A 23,081-nucleotide genomic window follows, 5' to 3' on the forward strand; every position below is an offset into this window, starting at 1 on the left:
GGCAAGCCCGGGCAGGGAAGAAGCGAAGGTTAAACCGGTATTGTCAAATTACGCAATGCGTATATGATTTACGCATAAAAGCAGATTCTCCCTGGAGCGCAGACATGTCACACCCCGCACACCCCGCGTCCGGCTGTCCGGTTCACCCCGTTTCGGCCGCCAATGGCTGCCCGGTGCACGTCAGTCCGCGCGCCGCCGAATTTGACCCCTTCGGCGACGGCTACCAGCAAGATCCACCCGAGTACGTCCGGTGGGCTCGCGATCAGGAACCCATCTTCTACAGCCCGAAATTGGGGTACTGGGTCGTGACGCGCTATGAAGACATCAAAGCCATCTTCCGCGACAACCTCACGTTCAGCCCGTCCATCGCGCTTGAGAAAATCACTCCCACCGGGCCGGAAGCCAACGCGGTGCTGGCGTCGTACGGGTATGCCATGAACCGCACACTGGTCAACGAGGACGAACCCGCGCACATGCCTCGGCGGCGCGTCCTGATGGAACCCTTCACGCCCGAAGCGTTGAAGCACCATGAACCGATGGTGCGCCGCCTGACCCGCGAGTACGTCGACCGCTTCATCAACGACGGCCGCGCCGACCTCGTTGACCAGATGCTGTGGGAAGTACCGCTTACCGTCGCGCTGCATTTCCTGGGGATTCCCGAAGAAGACATGGACTTGCTGCGCCGTTATTCCATCGCGCACACCGTCAATACCTGGGGCCGTCCCAAGCCCGAGGAACAAGTGGCCGTTGCCCACGCGGTCGGCAATTTCTGGCAGTTGGCTGGCAAGATCCTGGACAAGATGCGCCAGGACCCCGATCAACCTGGCTGGATGCAATACGGCATCCGCAAGCAGCGCGACTATCCGGATGTCGTCACCGATTCCTACCTGCATTCGATGATGATGGCGGGCATTGTGGCCGCGCACGAGACCACCGCGAATGCCTCGGCCAATGCCATCAAATTGCTCTTGCAGCATCCCGATGCCTGGCGCGACCTCTGTGCGGACCCGTCGCTGATTCCCAATGCGGTCGAAGAATGCCTGCGCCACAACGGATCCGTCGCGGCCTGGCGGCGGCTGGCCACGTGCGACACGACGATCGCCGGCCTGGCGATCCCCGCCGGCTCGAAACTGCTGATCGTCAGCGCTTCCGCCAACCATGACGAACGGCAGTTCCCCGACGCCGACCTGTTCGACATCTGGCGCGACAACGCCAGCGACCAACTTACCTTCGGCTATGGCTCCCACCAATGCATGGGCAAGAACCTGGCTCGAATGGAGATGCAGATCTTCCTGGAAGAACTGGCGCGGCGCTTGCCGCACATGCGGCTGTCGGCGCAGCAGTTCACTTATGTGCCCAATACCTCGTTTCGGGGGCCCGAACATCTGTGGGTGGAATGGGACCCGGCGCAGAACCCCGAACGCCGCGTGGCCAGCCTGCTGGAACAACAACAGCCTGTGCGCATCGGTGAACCCTCCGCGCACGCCAGCGCGCGTACGCTGGCGGTCGAGCGCGTGGAACCCGCCGCCAATGGCATTGTCATGCTGACGCTGGCCTCGCCCGATGGCAAGGCGCTTCCGCGCTGGGCGCCCGGCGCGCATATCGACATCGAATGTGGCGACACCGGCCTGTCGCGCCAATACTCGCTATGCGGCGACCCGGCGGATACCTCCCGCTTGCGCATCGCCGTACTGCGTGAAGCCGAAGGCCGTGGCGGCTCGGCCTGGATCCATGAACACGTCAAAGCGGGCCTGCGCCTGCGTGTCCGTGGTCCGCGCAATCACTTCCGCCTTGATGAACAGGCGGGCAGGGTGATTCTGATTGCGGGCGGCATCGGCATCACGCCCATCAGCGCCATGGCCAGGCGGGCCCGCGAACTTGGCATCGACTATGTGTTGCACTACAGTGGCCGCGCCCGGGCCAGCATGGCCATGCTGGCCGAACTGGAAGCCCTGCACGGCGACCGGCTGCATATCCATGCCAGCGAGGAGGGGCGTCGCAACGATCTCACCGCGCTGCTGGCGCAGCCCGATGCTGGCACCCAGATCTACGCCTGCGGGCCGGAACGCCTGCTGGATGCGCTGCAACAAGCCTGTACCCACTGGCCGGAGGATACGTTGCGGGTGGAACACTTTCACTCCACGCTGGGCGCGCTGGATCCCGAACGTGAACATGCCTTTGAGGCCGAACTGAAGGACTCCGGGCTGGTCGTGACCGTGCGCGCGGACCAGACCTTGCTGGCCGCGCTGCGTGCCGCCAATATCGACGTGCAAAGCGATTGCGAAGAAGGCCTGTGCGGCTCTTGCGAAGTCAACGTGCTTGACGGCGCCATCGATCACCGGGATGTCGTGCTGACTCGTGCGGAACGTGAGGCGAACGGCAAGATGATGAGTTGCTGCTCACGCGCTTGCGGGTCGCGCATCGTGCTAGAGCTTTAAGTCTGGCGCGGCAGGCCCTCTACTCGATCAAGGCATCGCCTGGCGTCTGCGTCAGCAGCGTCCGGATGATCTGAAGCCCTTGCTCCAGATTCATCATCGAGGGCGACGACAGGGCAAGGCGCACCGCGTTTGGCGCCTGTCCCGAAGCCACGGCGAAAGCGCCGGCAGACGTGATGGCAACGCCTTGCAGCGCTGCGGCCGCCGTGAAGGCATCGGGATTCCAGGCAGGCGGCAGCGTCAACCAAAGGTGGAAGGCATCTGTCTTTCCCGGCCCCGGCTGGATACCGAGGATCTTCGCCGCCAGCGTTTGCCGGGCGCGCGCGTCCAGCCGTTTCAGATCCGTCACCGCGCCGGCCGTGCCGTCCGCGATCCATGACAGCACCATATGCATGGACAGTGATGACGCCATCCAACCGCCAGCTCGCATGATCGCGGCAATGTCGTCCTTCACCTGCGGCGGTGCCACGACAAAACCCACGCCAACACCCGGCCCCAGCCGCTTTTGCATGCTGTTGACGTAGATGACCCGATCAGGGGCGAAAGAGACCAGTGGCGCCATGTCCGACAGGAATGCGAAGGCGCCGTCCTCGATACACAACAGGCCGGTTTCGTCGAGCATCCGGGACAGGGCGAGTCTGCGCCCCAGCGTCATGGAAATGCCGAGCGGATTATGGATGGACGGCTGGACATAGATCGCGGCCAAGGGCTTTGCGCCATGCGCCTTGGCCAGCGCGGCAGGGTCGATTCCCTCATGGTCGACGTCGATCGGTACCAGTTGAATGCCCAGGCGGGCCGCCATGCGGATAATCGACGGGTAGGTCAGGGGCTCAACGCCAACACGGTCGCCCGGCTTGCACAGCGCCGCCAAGGCGCACGCGATGGCCTGACGCCCGCCACCTGCGAACATGATGCCGGCGGGATCAGGCTTCCATCCCTTGCATGCCAGAAAGCGCGCCACGGTCTCGCCTGCGCCTTTGGGGCCGAATGGACCCAATGCGCTTAGCGTGTCCCAAAGCGCCACCGGCCCCGCCAATGATTGAAAGGCTGGCGCCATCAACGCCGCTTGATCAAGAGATGACGATATCGCCAACTGCATATCGATGGGAGCATCGGCGGCTTCGTTGATTCGGATCGCCCGCAGCACCTCCGGCGCCCGCACAAAGGTGCCTCGGCCGACTTCACCCAGGACCAGGCCACGGCGTGTCAATTCGGCATAGACACGGCTGGCGGTGGACGCAGCAATGCCCCGTTGATCCGCAAACGTTCTTTGCGGTGGCAGCCGTGTTCCTGGCGGAAGCGTCCCCGCAGCAATCTCCGCCGCCACGCTATCGGCAATGACATGAAAATCCGACATTTCAATTGCTCCGAGTGCAATGTTTAAATTGCATTTAGATTATGTCCATGCAATTCTTCGCGCAGAGATTAACACCGGACTCCGCATGAACGCCCATCCCCCCGTCGCCAGCTGCCTGCCAACCTTCCGGGATGTGGAAGCCGCCGCCCGCCATGTGAGCCGCTATTGCATTGAGACGCCGTTGCTGGAATCACCGTATCTCAATCAGCAATACGGCGGGCGTTTGTTGGTCAAGGCAGAGAACCTGCAAGTGACCGGATCGTTCAAACTGCGCGGCGCGGCCAACCGGATGCGCGTACTGACCGACGAAGAACGGCGGCGCGGCATCGTTGCCCGCTCTTCGGGCAACCACGGCCTGGCCGTCGCTTATTGCGCCGGACTCATGGGCATATCAGCCGTGGTCGTTGTGCCCGATACCGCCCCGGCGGCAAAGATTGAACGGATCGCGGCTTATGGCGCGCGCGTCGTGGCGGTCCCCATGAAAGACCTGGCCAACGTCGCGGCAGACGTGACCCAACGCGAGAATCGGGTACTTGTTCCTCCGGCGGATGACTTTTGGGTCGTGGCGGGCGCGGGCACCGTCGCGCTTGAAATGGTCACGCAAGCTGCCGCCATGCGCGCGCGCATCGACGTGCTGTTGACCTGCTGTTCGGGCGGTGGACTGACGGCGGGATGCCTGTTGGGATTGAGCGAGACCTCGCCCGCCACCCAGGTCTACGGCGTGGAAGCGGCGGGTTTCGAGAAAATGGCGCATTCGCTTGCTGCGGGGCAGTGCGTCGACCTGCCTGCGGGCGGCCAGTCGATTTGCGACGCCATCAGCGGGCTCTACATGGCCAAGCTCCCGTTTGACATCATCAAGCCGAGATTGGCGGGTACGTTCGCCGTCACCGATGAGCAAGCCAAAGCCGCCATGCGCGTGGCCTTCAGCGAATTCGGCCTTGCCATCGAACCTGGCGCCGCCGTCGCCCTGGCGGCGGTACTGACGCACAAGATGCCGCTTGATGGGCGGACCATCGCGGTCACGCTGTCCGGCCGCAATACCGACCTGAACCTTGCGGGTGCCGCATTGCAGGAACCCCGTACCACCGCCAGGAGGGCATAAGCATGTTCAGTCACGTGACCGTTGGGTGCCGCGACATGGTTCGGGCGGCTGCTTTCTATGATGCCGTTCTGTTTCCGCTGGGCCTTCAGCGGCGCCCGGTCACGCCCGACGGCGGGCCCATTTCGATTTGCTGGATCACGCCGGGCCAAACCTTGCCTCGGTTCTACGTTTACATGCCGTTCGACGGCAAGCCCGCCACTGCCGGCAACGGCAGCATGGTTGCATTCCAGGCGCCAACTTCCGCGGCGGTCGATGCCGCCCACGCCGCCGGCATCGCCGCACACGGCACCGATGACGGCCCGCCCGGCCCACGGCCGCATTACGGCAATGGCTATTACGGCGCCTACCTGCGCGACCCCGACGGAAACAAAATACACCTGGTGTGCCGCAACGATCTTTGAAACAGAGTGACCAGCATGTCCGCAACCACCGTAAGCAACGCCATCCTTTCCAAACCCGTCATTTCCTCCCCAGCGCGTGCATCAGCAGTCGACACGCTGAAGATGCTGGTGCGTTACAAGGCCTGGGCCAATGCGCTGACCTTCAATAGCGTCATGCAACTCCCCGAAGGCGAGGCGCTACGCCCCAGGCAGACGCGCTTTGGAAACATGGTGCATACCTTGAACCATGTCTATGTCATAGACGACATCTTCCAGCACCACCTCCTGGGAAAAAAGCACGGCTACACCGCGCGCAACACCGAAATTACGCCAGCCTTCGACGAACTTTGGCAGGCGGTCCAGGTCATGGATCGTTGGTATGTCGACGTGGTTGACAGCTGGTCGGACGAAGATCTGGCAACGGCCGTCCACTTCGAGTTTGTCGGCGGCGGCCAGGGCGTCATGACGCGCGAGGAAATCGTGCTGCATATCGTCAACCATGGCACGTATCACCGGGGGTTTGTCGGGGACATGATGTACCAGGTACCGGTTACGCCGCCGTCGAACGATCTTCCCGTGTACATCCGGGATTGCCATCGCCAGGGCGGTTGACGCGCGGCGCGATCCTCCTCGCGCAATAAGAGAGAGAACTGAGAGAGAGGGCTGAGAAAGAGGGCTGAAAAAGAAGGGAGATCGGCTTGAGCTACTGAGCCTTGCCGCTATTTGGTTAGCAGAAATTGATCGTTCCATGGTCCCGGTCGCGGTTGCTAGGATCGCTGGCCGGCCCCTCTGCGCGCCATATTCTCCAAGGATCTTCAGACTGATGCCCCATCCTCCATTCCCCTCGTGGCGTACTGCCGCCTACGCCGCGCTGCTGACGCTAGGCACCACGGCCGCCACCGCCCAGGCCGAAGGCACGTTGCGCGTGGCGCAGCAATTCGGCATTGCTTATCTGATTCTGGATGTCGTCAAGGACCAGAACCTGATTGAAAAGCACGGTAAACAGGCCGGGCTGGATATCAAGGTCGATTGGGCGCAGATATCGGGTGCGTCCGCCATGAACGAAGCGCTGTTGGCAGGCGCCCTGGACATGGTGTCGGCGGGTGTGCCGCCTGCGTTGGTGTTGTGGGACCGGACGCAGGGCAAGCAGAATGTGAAGCTGGTGGCGGCGCTGGGTTCGTTGCCGAACTATCTGCTTAGCAACAACCCGGCCGTCAAGACGCTGGATGATTTTTCGGCCAAGGACCGCATTGCGGTTCCGGCGGCCGGCGTCGGCTTTCAGTCGCGCACCTTACAGATCGAAGCCGCAAAGCGCTATGGCAAGGACAATTTCAAGCGCTTCGACGATATTTCCATCAGCCTGCCGCACCCTGACGCCACCACCGCGCTGATTTCGGGTGGCCTGGAAGTCAACGCGCATTTCTCCAGCGCGCCGTTCTATTACCAGGCGTTCGAACGCAACCCGGCGGTGCACAAGGTCATCAGTTCCTATGACATTCTGGGTGGCCCGGCGACGTTCAACGTGCTGTACACCACGCAGAAGTTCCACGACGCCAACCCCAAGACCTATCAGGCTTTCTACGCCGCGCTGGCCGAGGCTGCCGCCTGGATCCCGGCACACAAGGAAGAAGCCGCCGCCATTTTCATCCGGCAGCAGAACTCGAAACTGCCGCCGGATTTCGTGAAGAAGATCATTGATGATCCCGAGAACCAGTTCACCATCACCCCGCAGCAGACTCAGGTGTATGCCGACAAACTGCATGAAATCGGTGTGCTGAAGAGCAAGGCAGGATCATGGAAGGACTACTTCTTCCCTGAGGCTCACGCGAATGCGGGCAGCTGACCCGTTGTCACCATCTTCGACCCAGGACCGCGCGACGGCTTGCGCGGTTGCGGTCGCGCCCGCGACTTGTTCGCCAATCGCGTTTGACTCCCAGGCAGCGCCACGCAGCGGATGACCCACGGCGTACAGGCGAGCCGCCGAGCCGGCGCGTGGCAGCACCTGGCCTGTTGCTGGATTCGCCGCAATGCCAAAGCCGGTGTCGTGCGGCGTGACATACCCCTTGGACACCAGATTGCGCACGAGCGGGTCGTCGATGCGCCGCCAGTCGAATTCAAAGCCCCGCGTGTTGAAGACCCGGTCCACATGCAGTGTTTGCGGCGCCGCATCGCCGCGCGGCCGCCAGGTGACGGTGACCCGGCCATCCACCGCCGGGGCCACGCGCAGGATCCGGCCCGTCAGTTTTCGATGGCGGTCAGCGGCGTCGATGGACTGCAACCAGGCGCCCGATTCCGGTGCGGCGCGGTGCAGGCCGAGTTCCCAGTAGGGACGCAGGTGCCGGATGAAACGCTGACGTTCCGTATTGTCCGCCTGCGCCCAAAGCGCGGGCAGGTGGGGCCGGATGGAACCGGCCAGCCTTTGCCAGTCTTCCCCGGCCTGTGCAATTGCCTTTCGAGCCGCGCGGGCCAGCCGCAAGACGGCACGCAATGACTGGGGCAGGGCCTGCGGATCCAGGAAAGCAGGCCACGGCGCCACATCGCGGCGTGTCGCCACCAGCAGCCCACGGCGCGAGACACTGTGGAAGGTGCCGCGAAACCCTTGGGCATTGGCGTGAATCATGGCGTCCAGCGCGGACAGATTGGTGCCAATCACCAGTACATCCTGATCCTGGGCCACGGGAACGGCGGGGCCTGGGGCCCAGATGTCGTCGATGACCCGGCCCGCCGCGATCAGTTCGGGATCAATCTGCACGTCACCGCGTGCAAGCGACAGGGGGAACAATCCCGTCGCCAGCACAACGTCGTCGGCGTACAGCAGCCGGCCGCTGGCCAGGCGGATGCCCCATTGCCCCCCGGCGGCCGCCTCCAGGTCCAGCGCGCGATCCGTCACGTGCTTGAACGTGATGGGATGGCGCGCTTCCGACAGGGCGCTTTCCAATTCCGACTGCACATAATCACCATACAGGTGCCTGGGGGGAAAACTGTCGGGATAGGGGACACCCGGCGGTGGGCGCCAGGCGTCCCGCGCCGCGTGATGCTGTAGCCAATTCGCCAGATGCTCGGGCTGTTCCGGATACAGTGAAAAATTCTTCGCGGGGCCATTCACTACATGCGCCGTGTTGCGCGTGCTGTAGGCAATACCACGGCCCAACTGGTCGCGGCTTTCAATGACCGTGAGGCGCAGCGGGCGCGGCGCCAAGCGGGCAAGTTTGATGGCGGTGACGGTGCCAGCAAAGCCGCCGCCAATAATGACGACATGGGGCAGGGTGGAGGTCGGCATGTGATGGGCTCGGTAAGGCGTGGGGTCAGGCCAGCGCGGGTTCGGACGGATGCAGGGCCTGGGTGGCCGGGGCCACGGCACGATGCGCGGGACACGCCAAGCCCAAATGCTGGCGCAGCGTCGTGCCCTCGTATTCATTGCGGAACAACCCGCGACGCCGCAATTCGGGCAGCACGAGCTCGATGAAGTCGTCCAGCCCGCCCGGCAGCCACGGCGACATGATGTTGAAGCCGTCCGCGCCTTCCTCTTCGAACCATTGCTGAAGTTGATCCGCCACGCTTTGCGCGGTGCCCACCACTTGCTGATGACCGCGGGCACCGGCAATGCGTAGATACAGCTGGCGGATGGTGAGATTGTCGCGTCGCGCCAGATCGATCAGCAGTTGCTGACGGCTCTTGCCGCCGTTGGTCTCTGGCAGGTCGGGCAAGGGGCCATCCACCGGGTAACGCGACAGGTCGAAGCCGCCGATCATGTTGGATAGCAGTTGCACGCCCACCACGGGATGAATCAGATTCTGCAAGCGCTCGAATTTCTCTTCCGCCTCCGCTTGGGTGCGCCCGACCACCGGGAAGATGCCAGGCATGATCTTGACGTCTTCGGGGTCACGGCCATAGCCGGTTGCGCGCGCTTTGATGTCGCGATAGAAGGCTTGCGCCTCATCAAAGGTCTGATGCGCCACGAAGATCACCTCGGCGGTTCGCGCCGCCAAGTCGCGGCCGGCAGGCGAGGCCCCCGCCTGCACGACAACCGGCCGGCCCTGCGGCGAGCGGGACACGTTCAGCGGGCCGCGTACCGAAAAGTGCTCACCACGATGGTTGAGCGGGTGCAGCTTGTCCGGGTCAAAGTACTGGCCACTATGCTTGTCGCGCAGGAAGGCGTCATCCTCCCAACTGTCCCATAGCCCAAGGACAACATCGTGGAATTCGGCAGCCCGGGAATAGCGGCGCGCATGCTCGACGTGTTCATCCAGGTTGAAGTTCTGTGCTTCGCCCTGGCCGCTGGACGTGACCAGATTCCAGCCTGAACGTCCGCCGCTGATGTGGTCCAGCGAGGCGAACTTGCGGGCAACATGGTAGGGCTCGTTGTAGGTGGTGGACACCGTGGCGATCAGGCCGATCTTCTCGGTCACGGCGGCCAGCGCCGACAACAAGGTCAGCGGTTCAAAGTGATCGCTTCTTGCCGTGCGCGACAGCGAGGGCAGGTCGGTATTGCGCACGCCCACGGCATCGGCCAGGAAGACCGCATCGAATTTGGCGTTTTCGGCGCGTCGCGCCAGTTCCACGTAATGGCGGAAGTTGACGGCGGCGTCCGCCTGGGCATCGGGGTGACGCCAGGCGGCGATATGGTGACCGGTCTGCATCAAGAAGGCGCCTAGCTTGATTTGGCGCGAGGGACGTGTCATGGGTGTTTGCTCCTGCAATGGGGCATCGAATAAGGGAATGCGTCTACCAGGCCATGCGCAGCGATGCCAAGGACGGCACGGCCGGCAGACCGGCCGAGGCATGTGCGCCTAGCGGTAGGCTGTCGTCGGCGGGTACGCCATCCGGCTCCAGGAAGTCGGACAGCACGTCGTCGCGCAGACGGATGAAGCGGGGGTCGCTGCGGTTGCGCGCGTGCGGCAAGGGCACGTCGACAATGCGCTTGATCCGGCCAGGACGAGGCTGCATGATGACGACGCGATCGCCCAGATAGACGGCTTCCTCAACGTCGTGCGTCACCAAGATCATCGTGATGCGCTCTTTCTGCCAGATCCGTTGCAGCTCGGCCTGTAGACGGGCGCGGGTCAGCGCGTCGAGCGCGCCGAATGGCTCATCCAGCAGCAGCACGCGCGGCCGGTTGACCAGCCCGCGCGCGATCGCCACGCGCTGTGCCATCCCGCCCGATATCTGATGCGGGTACGACCGCTCGAATCCTTCCAGGCCGACCAGGGCAATGTGCTCGGCAACCCGGTCGCGCTTTTCGGCGGGTGAGTAATGGGCATTGCGCAGGCCAACGCCAATGTTCTGCGCCACGTTCAGCCAGGGAAACAGGCGGTGGTCCTGAAACACGATGCCGCGTTCAGGGCTGGTGCCCGAGACGGGCGTGCCACCCAATGAAATACTGCCATCGTGGGCGTTGTCCAGGCCCAGGATCAGTCGCAACAGCGTCGACTTGCCGCAGCCGCTGGCACCCACGATCGCCACGAATTGACCGGCGGGGATGTGCAAATCGATGTCCGTCAATACCTGCAATACGCCTCCCTCGGCCTGGGCGCTTGCGTAGCGCTTGCCGACAGACCGCAATTCCAGATCCAACGTCGCGTGTTCAGCCATGTGTGAAGTTCCTGAGAGTTATTGAGCCTGGCCGCGCAGGTGAGCCAGGCGGCGTTCAGCTAGCCGGGCCAAGGCGTTCATCAGCCAGCCGATCACGCCAACGACGAACATCCCGAAGACCACCAGATCCATCTGGAAGTGTTCGCTGCCCTCGATCAGCAGATTGCCGATGCCCACGCCTGCGACCAGCAGGTATTCGGCGCCAATGGTGGCCAGCCATGAATAGATCAGCGCCAGGTAGACGCCGGTGAAGATGGCGGGCACCGCCGCCGGCAGGACCACTTGCGTGAAGGTCTGCCAACGGGTGTAGCCATAGACTCGCGCCACTTCCAACAGGGTGGGCGGCGTATTGCGTACGCCGTCGCAGGTGTTGACCACCACCGGCACCAAAGCGGCCAGTGACAGGAAGACCACCTTGGCGGTGTCGCCCAAGCCAAACCACACCGAGATCAATGGAATCCAGGCAAACAGCGAGATCTGCTTGAAGGTATTGAAGCTGGGGCCGACAAGACGGTTGAACACCGGAGACAACCCAAGCAGCACCCCCAGCGCCAGACCCAAGACGGCGCCAATGGCAAAGCCCGTCAGTTCACGTGTCAGGCTTGCGCCCAGCGCACGCCAGAGCTTGCCCGTCACGACCTGATCGGCGGCGGTGGCCAGCACTTTCTCGGGCGACACCAATAGCGCGGAGTTCACCACGCCAGCCCGCGCCAACAACCACCACAGCAGGATCGCGAAAACAGGCAATACCAGGCCACGCCAGCGGCCGGCGCCGCGTGTCGCCAGCGGCTGCGCAGACATCAGTTCCGCGGCATCGCGAGAAGATATGGCGGTTGCGTTCATGCCGGGGCCTCCGACGATGGCAAGCCCGCTCCCGGCCGGCCTCGGATCAGCCGGTTTTCCGCCCAATCCAGTATCCGGTCGATGGCATACCCGATGGCTCCAACCACGATCACGGCAGCCATCACCAAGTCCAGCTGGAACAATTGGCGGCCGTATACGATCAGGAATCCCAGCCCTTCGCTGGAAGCCACCAACTCCACGACAACCAACGACAGCCAAGCCTTCGTGAAGCCCAGGCGCAGGCCGGTAAAGAGCGTGGGGGTGGCCAGCGGCAGCACAATCTCCAGCACTTCCTGACGGCGGGTGTACCCATACAAGCGACCCACTTCGCGCAGGGCGGCGTTCGCCTGGCGAAAGCCCTGCAAGGTATTGAGCGTCACCGGCACCAGGGCGGCCTTGGCGATCAGGATGTATTTAAGCGGCTCGCCAATGCCCACAATCAGCAGCACGAAGGGCAGCCAGGCCAGCACCGGAATTTGCACCAGCGCATTGAATGTGGGCAAGACATAGGCTTCAAGCTTGCGCGACAGTCCCATGCCCGTACCCAGCAACAACCCCAGCAAGCCGCCCACGGCAAAGCCCACCAGCACGCGCTGCAAACTGGCGCGGGTGTTCAGCCACAGGTCGCCGCTGGTAGCAAGGTCACGCAGGGTGTCCCAGACGAAGGCGGGCGGCGGCAAGACTTGCGGCGATATCCATCCCTGGCTGGCGCCGGTTTGCCAAAGCACGATCAGCGTCAGCGGCAACAGCCAGGGCGCCGCCGTATAGGCGGCCTGCCGCAACCAGTCGGGCAGGGGAGCCGCCCGGAGCGGCCACGCCCGCGACAAAGAGAACAGTGACATGGCCGTCTCCCTAGCGTGACGCGGCCTGACGCGGGGCGGACACGGGCTTGCCGCTGGCATCGAATGCCGTCCAGTACTGCTCAAGCCCTTGCGTCTTCAATGCCTGATTCAGGTAGCGCGGGTCGAACCAGCCATCAACCGACACCTCGCGGCGGATCAGTTTGAGCTTGGCCGCGTCCGCCACGACCGCCTTGTAGCGGGCAATGATGAAGTCGTCGATCAACGGGGAATTGCGGGCGGACAGGTCCTGCTTGTCGAATTCAGCGGCCCAGGACGCATAGGGAACACCGCTTTTCTCCCAGATCTTGAACAGGGCGTCACGGTTCTTCTCATCGGATGACCAGTGCGCGGCGCGGACGAACACATCAACGACTTTTTGCACCTGCGCCGGGTTCTCCCGTTCAAAATCCTCACGCACCAGCAAGGAGGCCTGGCGGGTGTAGGCCGGATCCTGCCCTTGCGTGCTGTAGATCACTTTGGCCAGACCTTGATCACGTATCTTGAACCACTCGTACCCGCCAAACGCCGCATCCACGCCGTTGGATACCAGTGCCGCCTGCGCACTGCCGGAATCCAGGTTGACGCCCTTGATGTCGCGCTCCGTCAACCCATGCGCGGCCAGCACATTGATGGCGACCAGATGGCCGTTGGTGCCACGAAAGAGGGATACCTTGTGGTCCCGAAGATCGTCGATGGACTTCAGCGGCGACGCGGGCGGAGCCACCAGGTACAGGTTATTGCGTGCGCCACTGACCACCAGCAGCTTGGTTTTCAGCCCATTGGCGCGGCCAACCACCTGGGGCAGGTCGCCTTGATACGCAAAGTCGATCTGCCGGTTGGACAGCGCTTCATTGACAGCGGGGCCCGCGCCTTTGAAGAACAGCCATTCCACTTTCACGCCGTCGGCCTTGAACGCTTCTTCCAACCACTGGTTGGCGCGCACGACCCCGCCCGGCGACCCGCCCCAGGTGATGGGGTCGCCGCCACCGGCGGTGGCAACGCCCACACGGATGACATCCGCCGCCTGTGCAGGGCCACCCAAGGCGGCAGCGGTCAACAGTGCCAGCAGGGACACGCGCTTTGCTAGAGACTTCAATGACTTCATCGGGATGCTCATTCGATAGGGGAAAAGTCAGGCGGCGGCACGCACGGGCGCGGCGGCCAACTTGCGTTCAATCAGGGTGCCCCGGAAGAAGTCGGGGTTGGCCTGCGTGTAGAAGCGATACGGATTGCCAAAGACCAATGCCTTGAAATCCTGTTCGCTGATCACGCCTTGCTCGACCAGATCCCAGCTTTCCGCCAGGGGCTCCGTCAGGTCCGGAACGTCCCAGTGGCCGATGTCCGAGGACCAGATCGCGTTGATCTTTGCGCCCAGCGGATTGACGCGATCATTGAACGCGGCAGCCACCGTGCGGTCGTCCGATTCGGAACCAAAATAGAAGCTGTCCACCCAGCGGGTGCGGATATCCTCGGCGGATTCGATCCCGGCGGCCGCAAAGTCGTCGAGCTCCTCCGCATGCGGCTCGCGGCTGTGAGGCAGCGCGGAAATGCCCAGGCTGTCGCGCAGCAACTTCGCCGGATCGATGTCGCGGCCCTTGATGAAATCAGCGCCATAGCGCTCGAACAAGTCTTGCAGCAAGCCCAGATCGGCATTGGCGGGGTTGTAGTTCTGCACGGCAACCCGGTTGCGCTTTTCCCAACGATCAACCAGGTGCGTGTACACATGCGAGCCCCAGTCCGCGCCGCCTTCCAACAACGCCACGCGCAAGCCCGGGAAGCGCCGGGTCACGCCGCCAAAGAACAATGCTTTGGCAAACGCCTGCGACCCGTCGGCGAAGTGACCGATGTGGTTGAACATGTAGTTGCTGATGGAATGCCGGCCGGTCCAGCCCTGGCTGCCATAGTGCGTCGTGACGGGCACGCCCAGTTCCACGACCTTGGCCCAGAACGGGTCATAGTCATACTCACTGTCGATGCCGTAGAAATCGATGTAGCTGGCGTGTTTGGCGATATCGGGGTACTGCTCGGGCGGGTATTTCTGCGCGATGGCCTTGATCGGGCGCTTCACGCCGCCTGCGATGTTGATCACCTTCAGGCCCAGCGTCTTCACCGCGAATTCCAGCTCTTCGATGCCTTCCTGTGGGGTATTCAGGGGAATGCCGGCCACGGGCGTCAGGCGGTCGCTGTACTTGCGGTACTGATCGGCGTGGAAATGATTGATGGCGCGGTGCAGCGCCTGACGGGCGTCCGGGCCCGCAGCCAGCGGCGCCAACACATCGTTGGGGAACAACACGGAATAATCGGCACCCTGTTCCGCCAGCCGCTCGTTCAGCAATTCGGGCAGGGTGTAGGTGGCCAGATCCAAGGTGTTGCGCGTGACACGCGCCCACCAGGGCGAACGCAAGGTACGGTTGTCCTGGCGCTCGGCCGGCGTTTGCTGATACCAATCCTTGCCGCCGCTTTTGGTGGCAAAACGCGACCCCAACGCCTTGCGCAGCGCATCCACCAACTTGGCGCCGCCATAGTGCTGGACGTAGTCCTCAAGAATCGGCGCGTAATCGTTGACGTGCACATCGGTGTCGATCACCGGGTAGTCCAGCGTCGCCTTGACGGCGGCGGATCGGGACGCTTGGCCCTGATTCAAAGGCGTATTCATCGGCTTCTCCGTAGTTCGTGTCGCGTGTTGCGGCGGATGCCACGACGGCTTGCACACGTTACGGGAGGAGGGGGGTTCGACCAACGATGAATACGTTCTTTAGTTGTGCCTTATGACCAAATAACTTGGGTCAAACTTCAACGATCCCGCAACACCATGCGGGAGAAAACGCGACGGCTTTCATCGCGTCACTGATTCATGCTCCATGGCCTTGCGTGCCAGACGCGCGACGTCCTCGGCCATGCCTTTTCTTTCGCTGTAGCGGTCGGTCAGATAGTCACTGCGATCCCGCACCAGCAAGGTGAACTTGACCAGTTCTTCCATCACATCGACCACTCGGTCGTAGTACGGCGATGGCTTCATTCGACCTGCCTCGTCGAATTCCTGAAACGCCTTGGCTACGGAAGACTGGTTTGGAATCGTCACCATCCGCATCCAGCGGCCCAGCACGCGCAACGCATTGACCGCGTTGAACGATTGCGACCCACCCGACACCTGCATGACCGCCAAGGTACGCCCCTGAGTGGGGCGCACGCTGCCGGTTTCCAGCGGCAGCCAATCAATCTGGCTTTTGAACACACCGGTCAACGTGCCATGCCGTTCCGGACTGCACCAGACCTGGCCTTCCGACCATAGCGACAGCGCCCGCAACTCGGCCACCTTGGGATGATCCGCCGGAGCGCCATCGGGAAGCGGCAGGCCATGCGGGTCGAAGATCCGGGTTTCCGCGCCCAGGCGGGTCAGGATGCGGGCGGCTTCCTCGGTCAGCAAACGGCTATAGGAGCGTTCGCGCAGCGAGCCATACAACAACAGAATGCGAGGAGGGTGGGCGGCGCCGCTCGTCAGCAAGAGCTTGTCTTGGCTGGGCACGTCCAGCAAGGACTCGTCCAGGCTGGGAAGGTCCAGATCCGTGGGGAAGGAATACGTCGTCATTGCAACTCTCTTTGCTGATCAAGGAATTGGGAATCAAGGCGGGCATACGCAACGCAACGCGAGACATTTACACCCTTCTATATTTCCACTATAGTCGAAATATGGAACTCAAAGACGCCGTGAAAGCTCTGGCCGCGATCGCACACGAATCGCGGCTTACCGTATTCCGCTTGCTGGTCCAAGCCGGGCCGGCAGGGCTGCCTGCGGGTCAACTCGCCGAAAAGACCGGTATCCCGCCATCGTCGCTGTCCTTTCACTTGAAGGAGCTGGTGCACGCGGGTTTGTTGAAATCGCGCCAGGAAGGGCGGTTCGTCATCTACGAGGCTCGCTTTGAATCGATGGCCGAGCTACTGGCTTATCTGACTGAAAACTGCTGTGGCGGAGATCCTTGCACTCCGATGCCGCTGATCGACGGCTCGGCGCCCCCGCCCGCCAATGCCGGCTGTTCCAAGACAACCCCCTAATGAGTTCACGCATCATGGCTGACAAGGTCTACAACGTACTCTTTCTATGCACCGGAAATTCCGCACGCAGCATCATGGCCGAGGCGCTTCTGAACACGCTTGGAAAGGGCCGCTTCAAGGCTTATAGCGCCGGTAGCCACCCCGGCGGCACGGTCAATCCGTTTGCAATCGAGAAACTCAGCGTCTTGACTTACCCGACGGACACCCTACGCAGCAAAAGCTGGGACGAGTTCGCGGTACCGGGTGCGCCCCAGATGGATTTCATCATCACCGTCTGTGACAACGCGGCGGGCGAGGTCTGTCCCATATGGCCGGGCCAGCCGATCTCGGCGCACTGGGGGTTCGAGGACCCGGCCGCCGTCGAAGGTGCCGACGCCGACAAGCGCCGCGCGTTCGAGAAGATCTTTCGCCAGCTATCGGCTCGCATCAATATCTTTGCCCACTTGCCCCTTGCCACGCTGGATAAGGCGGCTATCCACCGCGAATTGAAGCAGATCGGCGCCGCGCCGCCAGCAGCCTGACTGGCGCCGTACATGATCGCCGCGATAAGCATCTTTGATCTACGCCAATGTCATCGGCAGCGACCTGGGCCCCAAGATAACGCCAATCGGCAGCTTGGCAACGCTGCTGTGGCTGCACGTACTGGAACGCAAGGGAAGCGTGATCTCTTGGGGCTACTACTTCAAGCTAGCTGCTGCTATCCCCTAATAACGGCTGCGCGGATAACGCTCCCCGCAGGGACTCCAGCAGCACGCGCTTGTTCTCGCGGCTGCGGTAGGCGTGTTCACGCATCAGGTTTTCGGCACGCACGGCTTCGCGCCGGGTGATTGCACGCAATAGATCTTCGTGGTCTGCCTGCGCCCGCAGCACAAAGGGCGTTTCCAGCAATGATGGCGTCGACGGCAGCGTCAGTGCGGCGGGGCCGGCAAGCGGAGTCTTGTTGTTGTGTTCCAAGGCCGACAGCAGGGCGCGGTTGCCCGCGGCCTCGCAAAGAATCTCGTGAAAACGGCGGTTGATCTGGCCCCAGGCGCGTGCATCCACCGTGGTATTGGGATCTCGCCTGGCGGGCGCCAGCAATATCCGTCCTTCTTCAACCGCTTGGGAAAGCTGGTCAAGCACCGCTTGGGACGCCCCCCGTTCCGCCAGCAGCCTGGCAGCCATTCCCTCTAGTACGCCGCGCACATCCACCGCATCCCCGATCTCGTCCACCGTGAAGGCGCGCACGCGAAAGCCTCGGGACGGAAGGCGTTCCAGCAAGCCTTCCTTTTCAAGCTCTGTCAGCGCAATGCGCAATGGCGTGCGCGACACGCCCAGACGCGCCGAGAACTGTAGTTCCACCACCCGTTCCCCGGGCTGCAACGCCCCGGAAAGAACCATGTCCCGGAGTTCCGAAATAACTTTATCGATCTGAGCGGCCATAGCGGGGCGTCGGCTGAAAACGGTCTGAAAGGGGCTCTAGTGTACCTACAAAATTGCATGCAATAGGCCATAAAAAAATCTCTCACCGCCTTGTGATTTGTCAATATTGCATGCAATAATGCGAAAAAACAGCGATTGAAGGGAGGATTCCTCCCGTAATGCATGCAAAGAAATCCGCGAATGCATGCCAATTGCCTAGATTCACAGGAGACAACATGAAGCTGATCAGCTTCGTTCAAGCGGGCCGCAGTGCCTGGGGCGTGGTGCGCGACCGTGAAGTCGTGGCGCTGACTCAGGTCTGGCCCAATGTGATTGCCGCACTGGAGGCGGGCGTGGATCACATCGCCCAAGCCGCGCAATCGCCAGACGCACCGCGCCTGCCGCTCGCCGACTTGCAGTGGCTGCCGCCCGTGCCTGCGCCCAGGAAGATTCTTTGCGTGGGCCTGAACTACGGCCGGCACGTGGCCGAGGCCGGTCGGGAGTTGCCGCAGCACCCCTCGCTGTTCCCGCGCTTTGCAGACAGTTTTGTCGGGCATGGCGAGCCCGTGTGGAAGCCCCGCCTGTCGGACAAGCTGGACTACGAAGGTGAATTGGCCGTTGTCATTGGCCGGGCAGGGCGCCACATTGCCGCAGGCGATGCGATGGCGCACGTGGCCGGCTACACCTGCATGGCCGAAAACTCCGTTCGCGACTACCAAAAACACAACGCGCAAGTCACTCCGGGCAAGAACTTTGAACGCAGCGGCGCCATCGGCCCGTGGCTGGTCACGGCCGATGAGGTGGGCGACCCGGCGCGTCTGGAAGTCATCTCCCGCGTCAACGGCGAGGTCATGCAGCACGGCCACGTGTCCGATCTGATCTTTCCCATCCCTGAACTGATTGCCTACATCAGTGCCTTCACCCCTTTGTCGCCGGGCGACGTCATCGCCACGGGCACGCCCGAGGGCGTCGGCTCCAGCCGCAAGCCGCCGCGCTTCCTGGCCGCCGGCGACAGGCTGGAAGTGGAAATTCCCGGCATCGGAACGTTGATCAACATGGTGGCGGACGAACCCGCCACGCAACCCGGAGACACGCATGGTTGATGCGTTGCGGTATCTGACGGAACGGGACGTGGTCTCGGTGCTGAACATCCATCGTGCCATCGATGCGCTGCAAGCCATGCTTGTCGCACAGGGCAACGAGCAGGCGCGCAACGTGCCCAAGTCGCTGGCGACCTGGGGCAACGGAAGCTCGATGCATGCATTGGGTTCCGTCCAGACGGGCGAGGGCGGCTATGCCGGCTTCAAGACCTGGGTGCATACCAAGCAGGGTGGCGGGTCGCTATTCAGCCTGTTCGACGCCGAATCCGGCACCCTGCGCGCCATTATCGAAGCGCGCGCGCTGGGCATGTTGCGCACGGCGGCAATCAGCGGCGTGGCCACGCGCACCCTGGCGCCCGAAGACGCAAGCTGTGCGGCGCTCATCGGTTCGGGTCCGCAAGCCGTCACCCAGTTGGCGGCATTGGCCGCGGTGCGGAATTTGCGGCAGGTGCGCGTCTACAGCCCCACGCCAGAGAAGCGCCGGGCCTTCGTGGCCAGCGTGGCGGGCAAGTACGCCTTCGACATCCAGGAGTCCCCCAGCCTGGAACACGCACTGGCAGGCGCCCAGATCGTCACCCTGATCACGCGCGCGGCCGAACCCTTCGTGGATGCGGCCTTGCTGGCTGATTGCCGCCATCTGAACGCTGTGGGGGCAATCCTGCCAGCCAAGGCCGAGTTTTCCCAGGACGTGTTCGCCCGCGCTGACAGCGTGGTGGTGGACGACCTGGAGAACGCCCGCCGGGGCTCGCGCGAACTGCGCGAGCGTTATGGATCCGATGGCGCCCCGTGGCAAGGCGTGTCGGTGCTGAGCGATCTGCTGGCCGCCGGTGAGTCCCGGCCTGAGCAAGCCCGGCTGACCATCTTCAAAGGCATGGGCATGGGCCTGTCCGACCTGGCGATGGCCCGCGTGGTGTACGAGCACGCCCGCGAACATGACCTGGGCGTGGCCTTGCCGCCGCAGACCCGCGAGAACCTGCTGCTGTCGCAGCCATGACCCTGAAGCGTATTCCATCAACACGACCGCCGGCCCAAAGCGCCGGCGGCTAGAGGAGACAAGCATGTTCGTCAATGTCAGCGGGGTCAGCCCCCGGGAACAAAACAAGTGGCCGTCGATCGTCATCCCGAAAGAGGACATCGATCTGGAAATCGCGCGGCTGGTGGATGCGCCCCGGCCAGACAACGGCCGTCGCGCCTCGCTCATCGTGCATCCGGAAGCGACCGCGCCTGGCCTGGGTCTGGCCCCCGGCACGGACGTGACCATCAACGTGGTGAACCCTGGCGAACGCACGCTCAATTTGCGCAAGAACTCCAACATGCTGGAGATCTGTATCAGCGGCGAGGGCGTGGCCACGGTGGCCGGCCGCGATATTCCGGTGGGCCATTGGGACGTCTGGAACACGCCCGCCATGCAGGTGCATTCCTACCGCAACGACGGCAAGACGCCTTGGGTGCGCTTGTCGTACTCCAATGCGCCCCTGCTGGAAAAACTCGAAATCCACTACGTTGAGGAATTCGAGGGCAACGTCCCGCCCGCGGACGCCAACACCCAACCCGTTCCGGCCCGTGCGCCCGACGCCGCGCGTTCCCGCGACCTGGCGTTGCGTGAACAGATCACGCCTGACGGCGCATGGCTGATGGGCTACGAATGGTTGATCGATATCGACGTGCTGGAGTCCAAGGCGCTGCATTGGCCCTGGCAGGCGGTGTCGCGCTATCTGCCGACGGTCGAAGACATGGCGCGCGGCTATAACGGCCGCCGTCTATTCGTGCTGTACAACCCGGCGACCGAACGCCGCATCGGCACCACCCATAGCTTCTTCGCGACGATTTCGTCATCGCCGCCGGACAACCATCACGTGCCGCATCGCCATAGCTCGTCGGCGATCAATTACTACTTGCGCGGCAATGGCTATAGCAAGGTCAACGGCACCCGTCTGGATTGGAAGGCAGGCGATTTGATCCTGTCGGCGCCGGGCTGGGCGATGCACTCGCACCATTCAGGCACGGAAACCACGTCTGCATTGACCGTCCAGGACCACCCGCTACAGATTGCGATGGAGTCCCTGATCTGGCAGGAGCGCATGCAGGAGCCCATCCTGGCGCTGGGCAGCCAGAGCGGTTTTGAAAGCAACCGCGCGCAACTGGCCGCGGCTTCCTGAAACGCAGGCTTCCTTACGTATCGATATCCGGATTCACCATGACTCTGACTGACTTGTCCGACGCCTCTTCCTTGCGCGCTCGCTTGCGGGATTTTTACGACGATTACGCCTTCTGCCTGGACGAAGGGCGACTGGAGGAATGGCCGGACTTCTTCACCGAAGACTGCCATTACCGCGTGTTGTCTCGCGAAAACCACGACGCCGGCCTGCCGTTGGGCCTGATCTATTGCATGAACAAGAACATGGTGCGCGACCGCGTCACGGCGCTGCGTGAAACCACCATGTTCGAGCCGCGCTCGCTGCGCCACTTCATCAGCGGCGTGCGCGTGATGGAAGTGCAGGGCGACCACATCGTGTCGCAAGCCAATTTTGCCGTGACGGAAGCGCTGTCCGACCGCGAACCCACCTTGAACATGGTGGGCCGCTACCTGGATGTGCTGCGCGTCACGCCGGAAGGCCTGGCGCTGAGCCGGCGCGACTGCGTGTACGACAACTATCGCGTGCGCACCTCGCTGATCATTCCCATCTGAATCCGCTGCAAGGAAACTGCCATGACCTGTTCCGACTCCGCCGTGCTCGACACCCCGGCCGCGGCCCCCATCCATCTTGAACGCCGTTGGCCCAAAGAGGGCTACACGCGCATCCCCAATTGGGTCTACACCGACCCGGCCATCTTCCAGAAGGAAATGGACGTGTTCTTCGCCGGCCAGACCTGGAACTATGTGGGCCTGGCCTGCGAAGTACCCGAGGCCGGTTGCTACAAGCGCAACTGGATCGGCAACCGCCCGGTCATCATGGTTCGCACCGAAACGGGCGAGATCAACGTGCTGGAGAACCGCTGCGCGCATCGCGGCGCGCAGATCTGCTGGCACAACACCGGCAAGGTGACGGACTTCACGTGCCCCTATCACCAGTGGAATTACGACCTGAACGGCAACTTGCAAGGGGTACCGTTTCGCCGGGGCGCGATGGGCAAGGGCGGCATGCCCAAGGACTTCGACCCCAAGCAGAATGGCATCCGCAAGCTGCGCAGCGTGAATCGGGGCGGCTCCATCTGGGCCACCTTCTCTGAAGAAGCGCCCAGTTTTGAAGACTATTGCGGCGCGGAAGTGCTGGCCGAGATCGACCACATGCTGCCCGGCAAGCCGCTCAAGCTGCTGGGATATAGCCGCCAATTGATCCCCAGCAATTGGAAGATGTACCTGGAGAACCTGAAGGACCCGTACCACGCGACCTTGCTCCATACCTTCTACATCACGTTCGGCCTGTGGCGCGCGGATTCCAAGTCCGAGTGCATTCCCACTGGCGGCGGCGCGCACAGCGTGATGGTGTCGCACAACGAAGGCAAGAAGAAGACCACCGCCACGACCGAAATGAGCCGGTTCCGCGACGACCTGGAACTGCTGGACCTGGAAACCGTGACCCCGCGCGCCGAGTTCAATCGAGGCCGGGTTGGCGGCGCGTGGGTGTTTCCTGCCGCCCAGTTCGGGATCCAGGCCAATTCGCTGAAGACCCGCCACGTGATCCCGCGCAGCCCCACGGAACACGAACTGGTGTTTACCTACTACGGCTACGAAGACGACGACGAGGAAATGACGCGGCTCAGGCTCAAGCACGCCAACCTGCTGGGTCCCGCCGGCTTCGTGTCCATGGACGACAGCGAAATGTTGAACCAGGTGCAGATAGGCGTCACCGGCTATCCGGAAGCGCGCGGCATCGTCGAAATGGGCGGCCGCGATACCGAACCCGCTGATTACATGGTCACCGAAGTCTTGATCCGGTCGTTCTACGACTATTACCGCAAGGCAATGGGGCTCTGA

At 62.9% G+C, this 23,081-nt stretch carries 22 protein-coding genes and 1 pseudogene; 13 read left to right on the forward strand and 10 right to left on the reverse strand.

The genetic code is table 11. The annotated features are described in order from the left end of the window. Positions 1–104 precede the first annotated feature (104 nt). Positions 105–2,438 (forward strand): cytochrome P450/oxidoreductase, encoded by a 2,334-nt coding sequence (locus tag HV753_RS02925; protein WP_175172915.1) that lies wholly within the window; start codon positions 105–107, stop codon positions 2,436–2,438. A 19-nt stretch (positions 2,439–2,457) separates the two neighbouring features. On the opposite strand, the gene HV753_RS02930 is transcribed toward HV753_RS02925, so the two are convergent. Continuing rightward, entirely contained in the window at positions 2,458–3,792 is a 1,335-nt protein-coding gene (locus HV753_RS02930) for an aminotransferase-like domain-containing protein (protein ID WP_217481428.1), read from the reverse strand. Between the two features lie 85 nt (positions 3,793–3,877). Between HV753_RS02930 and HV753_RS02935 the strand changes: the two genes are divergently transcribed. From HV753_RS02935 to HV753_RS02950, 4 genes are all read left to right on the forward strand, one after another. Then, positions 3,878–4,894: a threonine ammonia-lyase gene (locus tag HV753_RS02935; RefSeq protein ID WP_175172916.1), complete on the forward strand. Its 1,017-nt coding sequence runs from the start codon at positions 3,878–3,880 to the stop codon at positions 4,892–4,894. A gap of 2 nt (positions 4,895–4,896) precedes the next feature. Continuing rightward, complete coding sequence (locus HV753_RS02940; protein WP_175172917.1) at positions 4,897–5,295, forward strand: VOC family protein; 399 nt, start codon at positions 4,897–4,899, stop codon at positions 5,293–5,295. Positions 5,296–5,397: 102 nt separating this feature from the next. Then, positions 5,398–5,886, forward strand: coding sequence for a DinB family protein (locus HV753_RS02945; RefSeq protein WP_246288175.1), 489 nt, complete (start codon positions 5,398–5,400; stop codon positions 5,884–5,886). A 211-nt stretch (positions 5,887–6,097) separates the two neighbouring features. Next, the gene (locus HV753_RS02950) at positions 6,098–7,117 is read left to right on the forward strand and encodes an ABC transporter substrate-binding protein (RefSeq protein WP_175172919.1); all 1,020 of its coding nucleotides are present in this window, start codon (positions 6,098–6,100) and stop codon (positions 7,115–7,117) included. Here the strand turns inward: HV753_RS02950 and HV753_RS02955 are convergent. From HV753_RS02955 to arsH, 8 genes are all read right to left on the reverse strand, one after another. Then, a complete protein-coding gene (locus tag HV753_RS02955) occupies positions 7,067–8,554 on the reverse strand; it encodes an FAD/NAD(P)-binding protein (RefSeq protein ID WP_175172920.1) in 1,488 nt (495 codons plus the stop codon). The genes HV753_RS02950 and HV753_RS02955 overlap by 51 nt on opposite strands. 25 nt (positions 8,555–8,579) lie before the next feature. Beyond that, positions 8,580–9,956 (reverse strand): LLM class flavin-dependent oxidoreductase, encoded by a 1,377-nt coding sequence (locus HV753_RS02960; protein WP_175172921.1) that lies wholly within the window; start codon positions 9,954–9,956, stop codon positions 8,580–8,582. Between the two features lie 43 nt (positions 9,957–9,999). Continuing rightward, positions 10,000–10,866 (reverse strand): ABC transporter ATP-binding protein, encoded by an 867-nt coding sequence (locus tag HV753_RS02965; RefSeq protein ID WP_175172922.1) that lies wholly within the window; start codon positions 10,864–10,866, stop codon positions 10,000–10,002. A gap of 18 nt (positions 10,867–10,884) precedes the next feature. Next, positions 10,885–11,667 (reverse strand): ABC transporter permease, encoded by a 783-nt coding sequence (locus HV753_RS02970; protein WP_175173652.1) that lies wholly within the window; start codon positions 11,665–11,667, stop codon positions 10,885–10,887. Between the two features lie 38 nt (positions 11,668–11,705). After that, positions 11,706–12,551 carry an ABC transporter permease gene (locus tag HV753_RS02975; protein ID WP_175172923.1) on the reverse strand — a complete coding sequence of 282 codons (846 nt, stop codon included), beginning with the start codon at positions 12,549–12,551 and terminating at the stop codon, positions 11,706–11,708. A 10-nt stretch (positions 12,552–12,561) separates the two neighbouring features. Next, on the reverse strand, positions 12,562–13,656 hold the full coding sequence (locus HV753_RS02980; protein ID WP_175172924.1) for an ABC transporter substrate-binding protein: 1,095 nt from the start codon (positions 13,654–13,656) through the stop codon (positions 12,562–12,564). A 27-nt stretch (positions 13,657–13,683) separates the two neighbouring features. Next, complete coding sequence (locus HV753_RS02985; RefSeq protein WP_175172925.1) at positions 13,684–15,207, reverse strand: amidohydrolase family protein; 1,524 nt, start codon at positions 15,205–15,207, stop codon at positions 13,684–13,686. Positions 15,208–15,387: 180 nt separating this feature from the next. Continuing rightward, positions 15,388–16,140, reverse strand: a complete 753-nt coding sequence (gene arsH / locus HV753_RS02990) for an arsenical resistance protein ArsH (RefSeq protein ID WP_175172926.1) — start codon at positions 16,138–16,140, stop codon at positions 15,388–15,390. Between the two features lie 101 nt (positions 16,141–16,241). Between arsH and HV753_RS02995 the strand changes: the two genes are divergently transcribed. From HV753_RS02995 to HV753_RS03005, 3 genes and pseudogenes are all read left to right on the forward strand, one after another. Continuing rightward, positions 16,242–16,604: an ArsR/SmtB family transcription factor gene (locus tag HV753_RS02995; protein ID WP_175173653.1), complete on the forward strand. Its 363-nt coding sequence runs from the start codon at positions 16,242–16,244 to the stop codon at positions 16,602–16,604. A gap of 14 nt (positions 16,605–16,618) precedes the next feature. Further along, entirely contained in the window at positions 16,619–17,125 is a 507-nt protein-coding gene (locus HV753_RS03000; RefSeq protein ID WP_175172927.1) for an arsenate reductase ArsC, read from the forward strand. A 31-nt stretch (positions 17,126–17,156) separates the two neighbouring features. Then, positions 17,157–17,312: pseudogene (locus HV753_RS03005) on the forward strand (ArsB/NhaD family transporter); the annotation flags it as partial. Here HV753_RS03005 and HV753_RS03010 read toward each other — a convergent pair. Next, positions 17,292–18,023 carry a GntR family transcriptional regulator gene (locus HV753_RS03010; protein WP_175172928.1) on the reverse strand — a complete coding sequence of 244 codons (732 nt, stop codon included), beginning with the start codon at positions 18,021–18,023 and terminating at the stop codon, positions 17,292–17,294. The pseudogene HV753_RS03005 and the gene HV753_RS03010 sit on opposite strands and share 21 nt — an antisense overlap. A gap of 215 nt (positions 18,024–18,238) precedes the next feature. On the opposite strand from HV753_RS03010, the gene HV753_RS03015 reads away from it, so the two are divergent. The 5 genes from HV753_RS03015 to HV753_RS03035 all read left to right on the forward strand — a co-directional run bounded on the left by HV753_RS03015 (position 18,239) and on the right by HV753_RS03035 (position 23,081). Continuing rightward, complete coding sequence (locus HV753_RS03015) at positions 18,239–19,105, forward strand: fumarylacetoacetate hydrolase family protein (protein ID WP_175172929.1); 867 nt, start codon at positions 18,239–18,241, stop codon at positions 19,103–19,105. Further along, entirely contained in the window at positions 19,098–20,096 is a 999-nt protein-coding gene (locus HV753_RS03020) for an ornithine cyclodeaminase family protein (RefSeq protein ID WP_175172930.1), read from the forward strand. Before HV753_RS03015 ends, HV753_RS03020 begins: the two co-directional genes overlap by 8 nt. Before the next feature lie 64 nt (positions 20,097–20,160). Then, positions 20,161–21,261 carry a cupin domain-containing protein gene (locus tag HV753_RS03025; RefSeq protein ID WP_175172931.1) on the forward strand — a complete coding sequence of 367 codons (1,101 nt, stop codon included), beginning with the start codon at positions 20,161–20,163 and terminating at the stop codon, positions 21,259–21,261. Between the two features lie 38 nt (positions 21,262–21,299). Next, on the forward strand, positions 21,300–21,791 hold the full coding sequence (locus tag HV753_RS03030) for an aromatic-ring-hydroxylating dioxygenase subunit beta (RefSeq protein ID WP_175172932.1): 492 nt from the start codon (positions 21,300–21,302) through the stop codon (positions 21,789–21,791). 21 nt (positions 21,792–21,812) lie between these two features. After that, a complete protein-coding gene (locus HV753_RS03035; protein WP_175172933.1) occupies positions 21,813–23,081 on the forward strand; it encodes an aromatic ring-hydroxylating dioxygenase subunit alpha in 1,269 nt (422 codons plus the stop codon).

Origin of the sequence: Achromobacter pestifer (assembly GCF_902859625.1) — a bacterium.
GTDB classification, from domain to species: Bacteria; Pseudomonadota; Gammaproteobacteria; order Burkholderiales; family Burkholderiaceae_B; genus Achromobacter; species Achromobacter pestifer.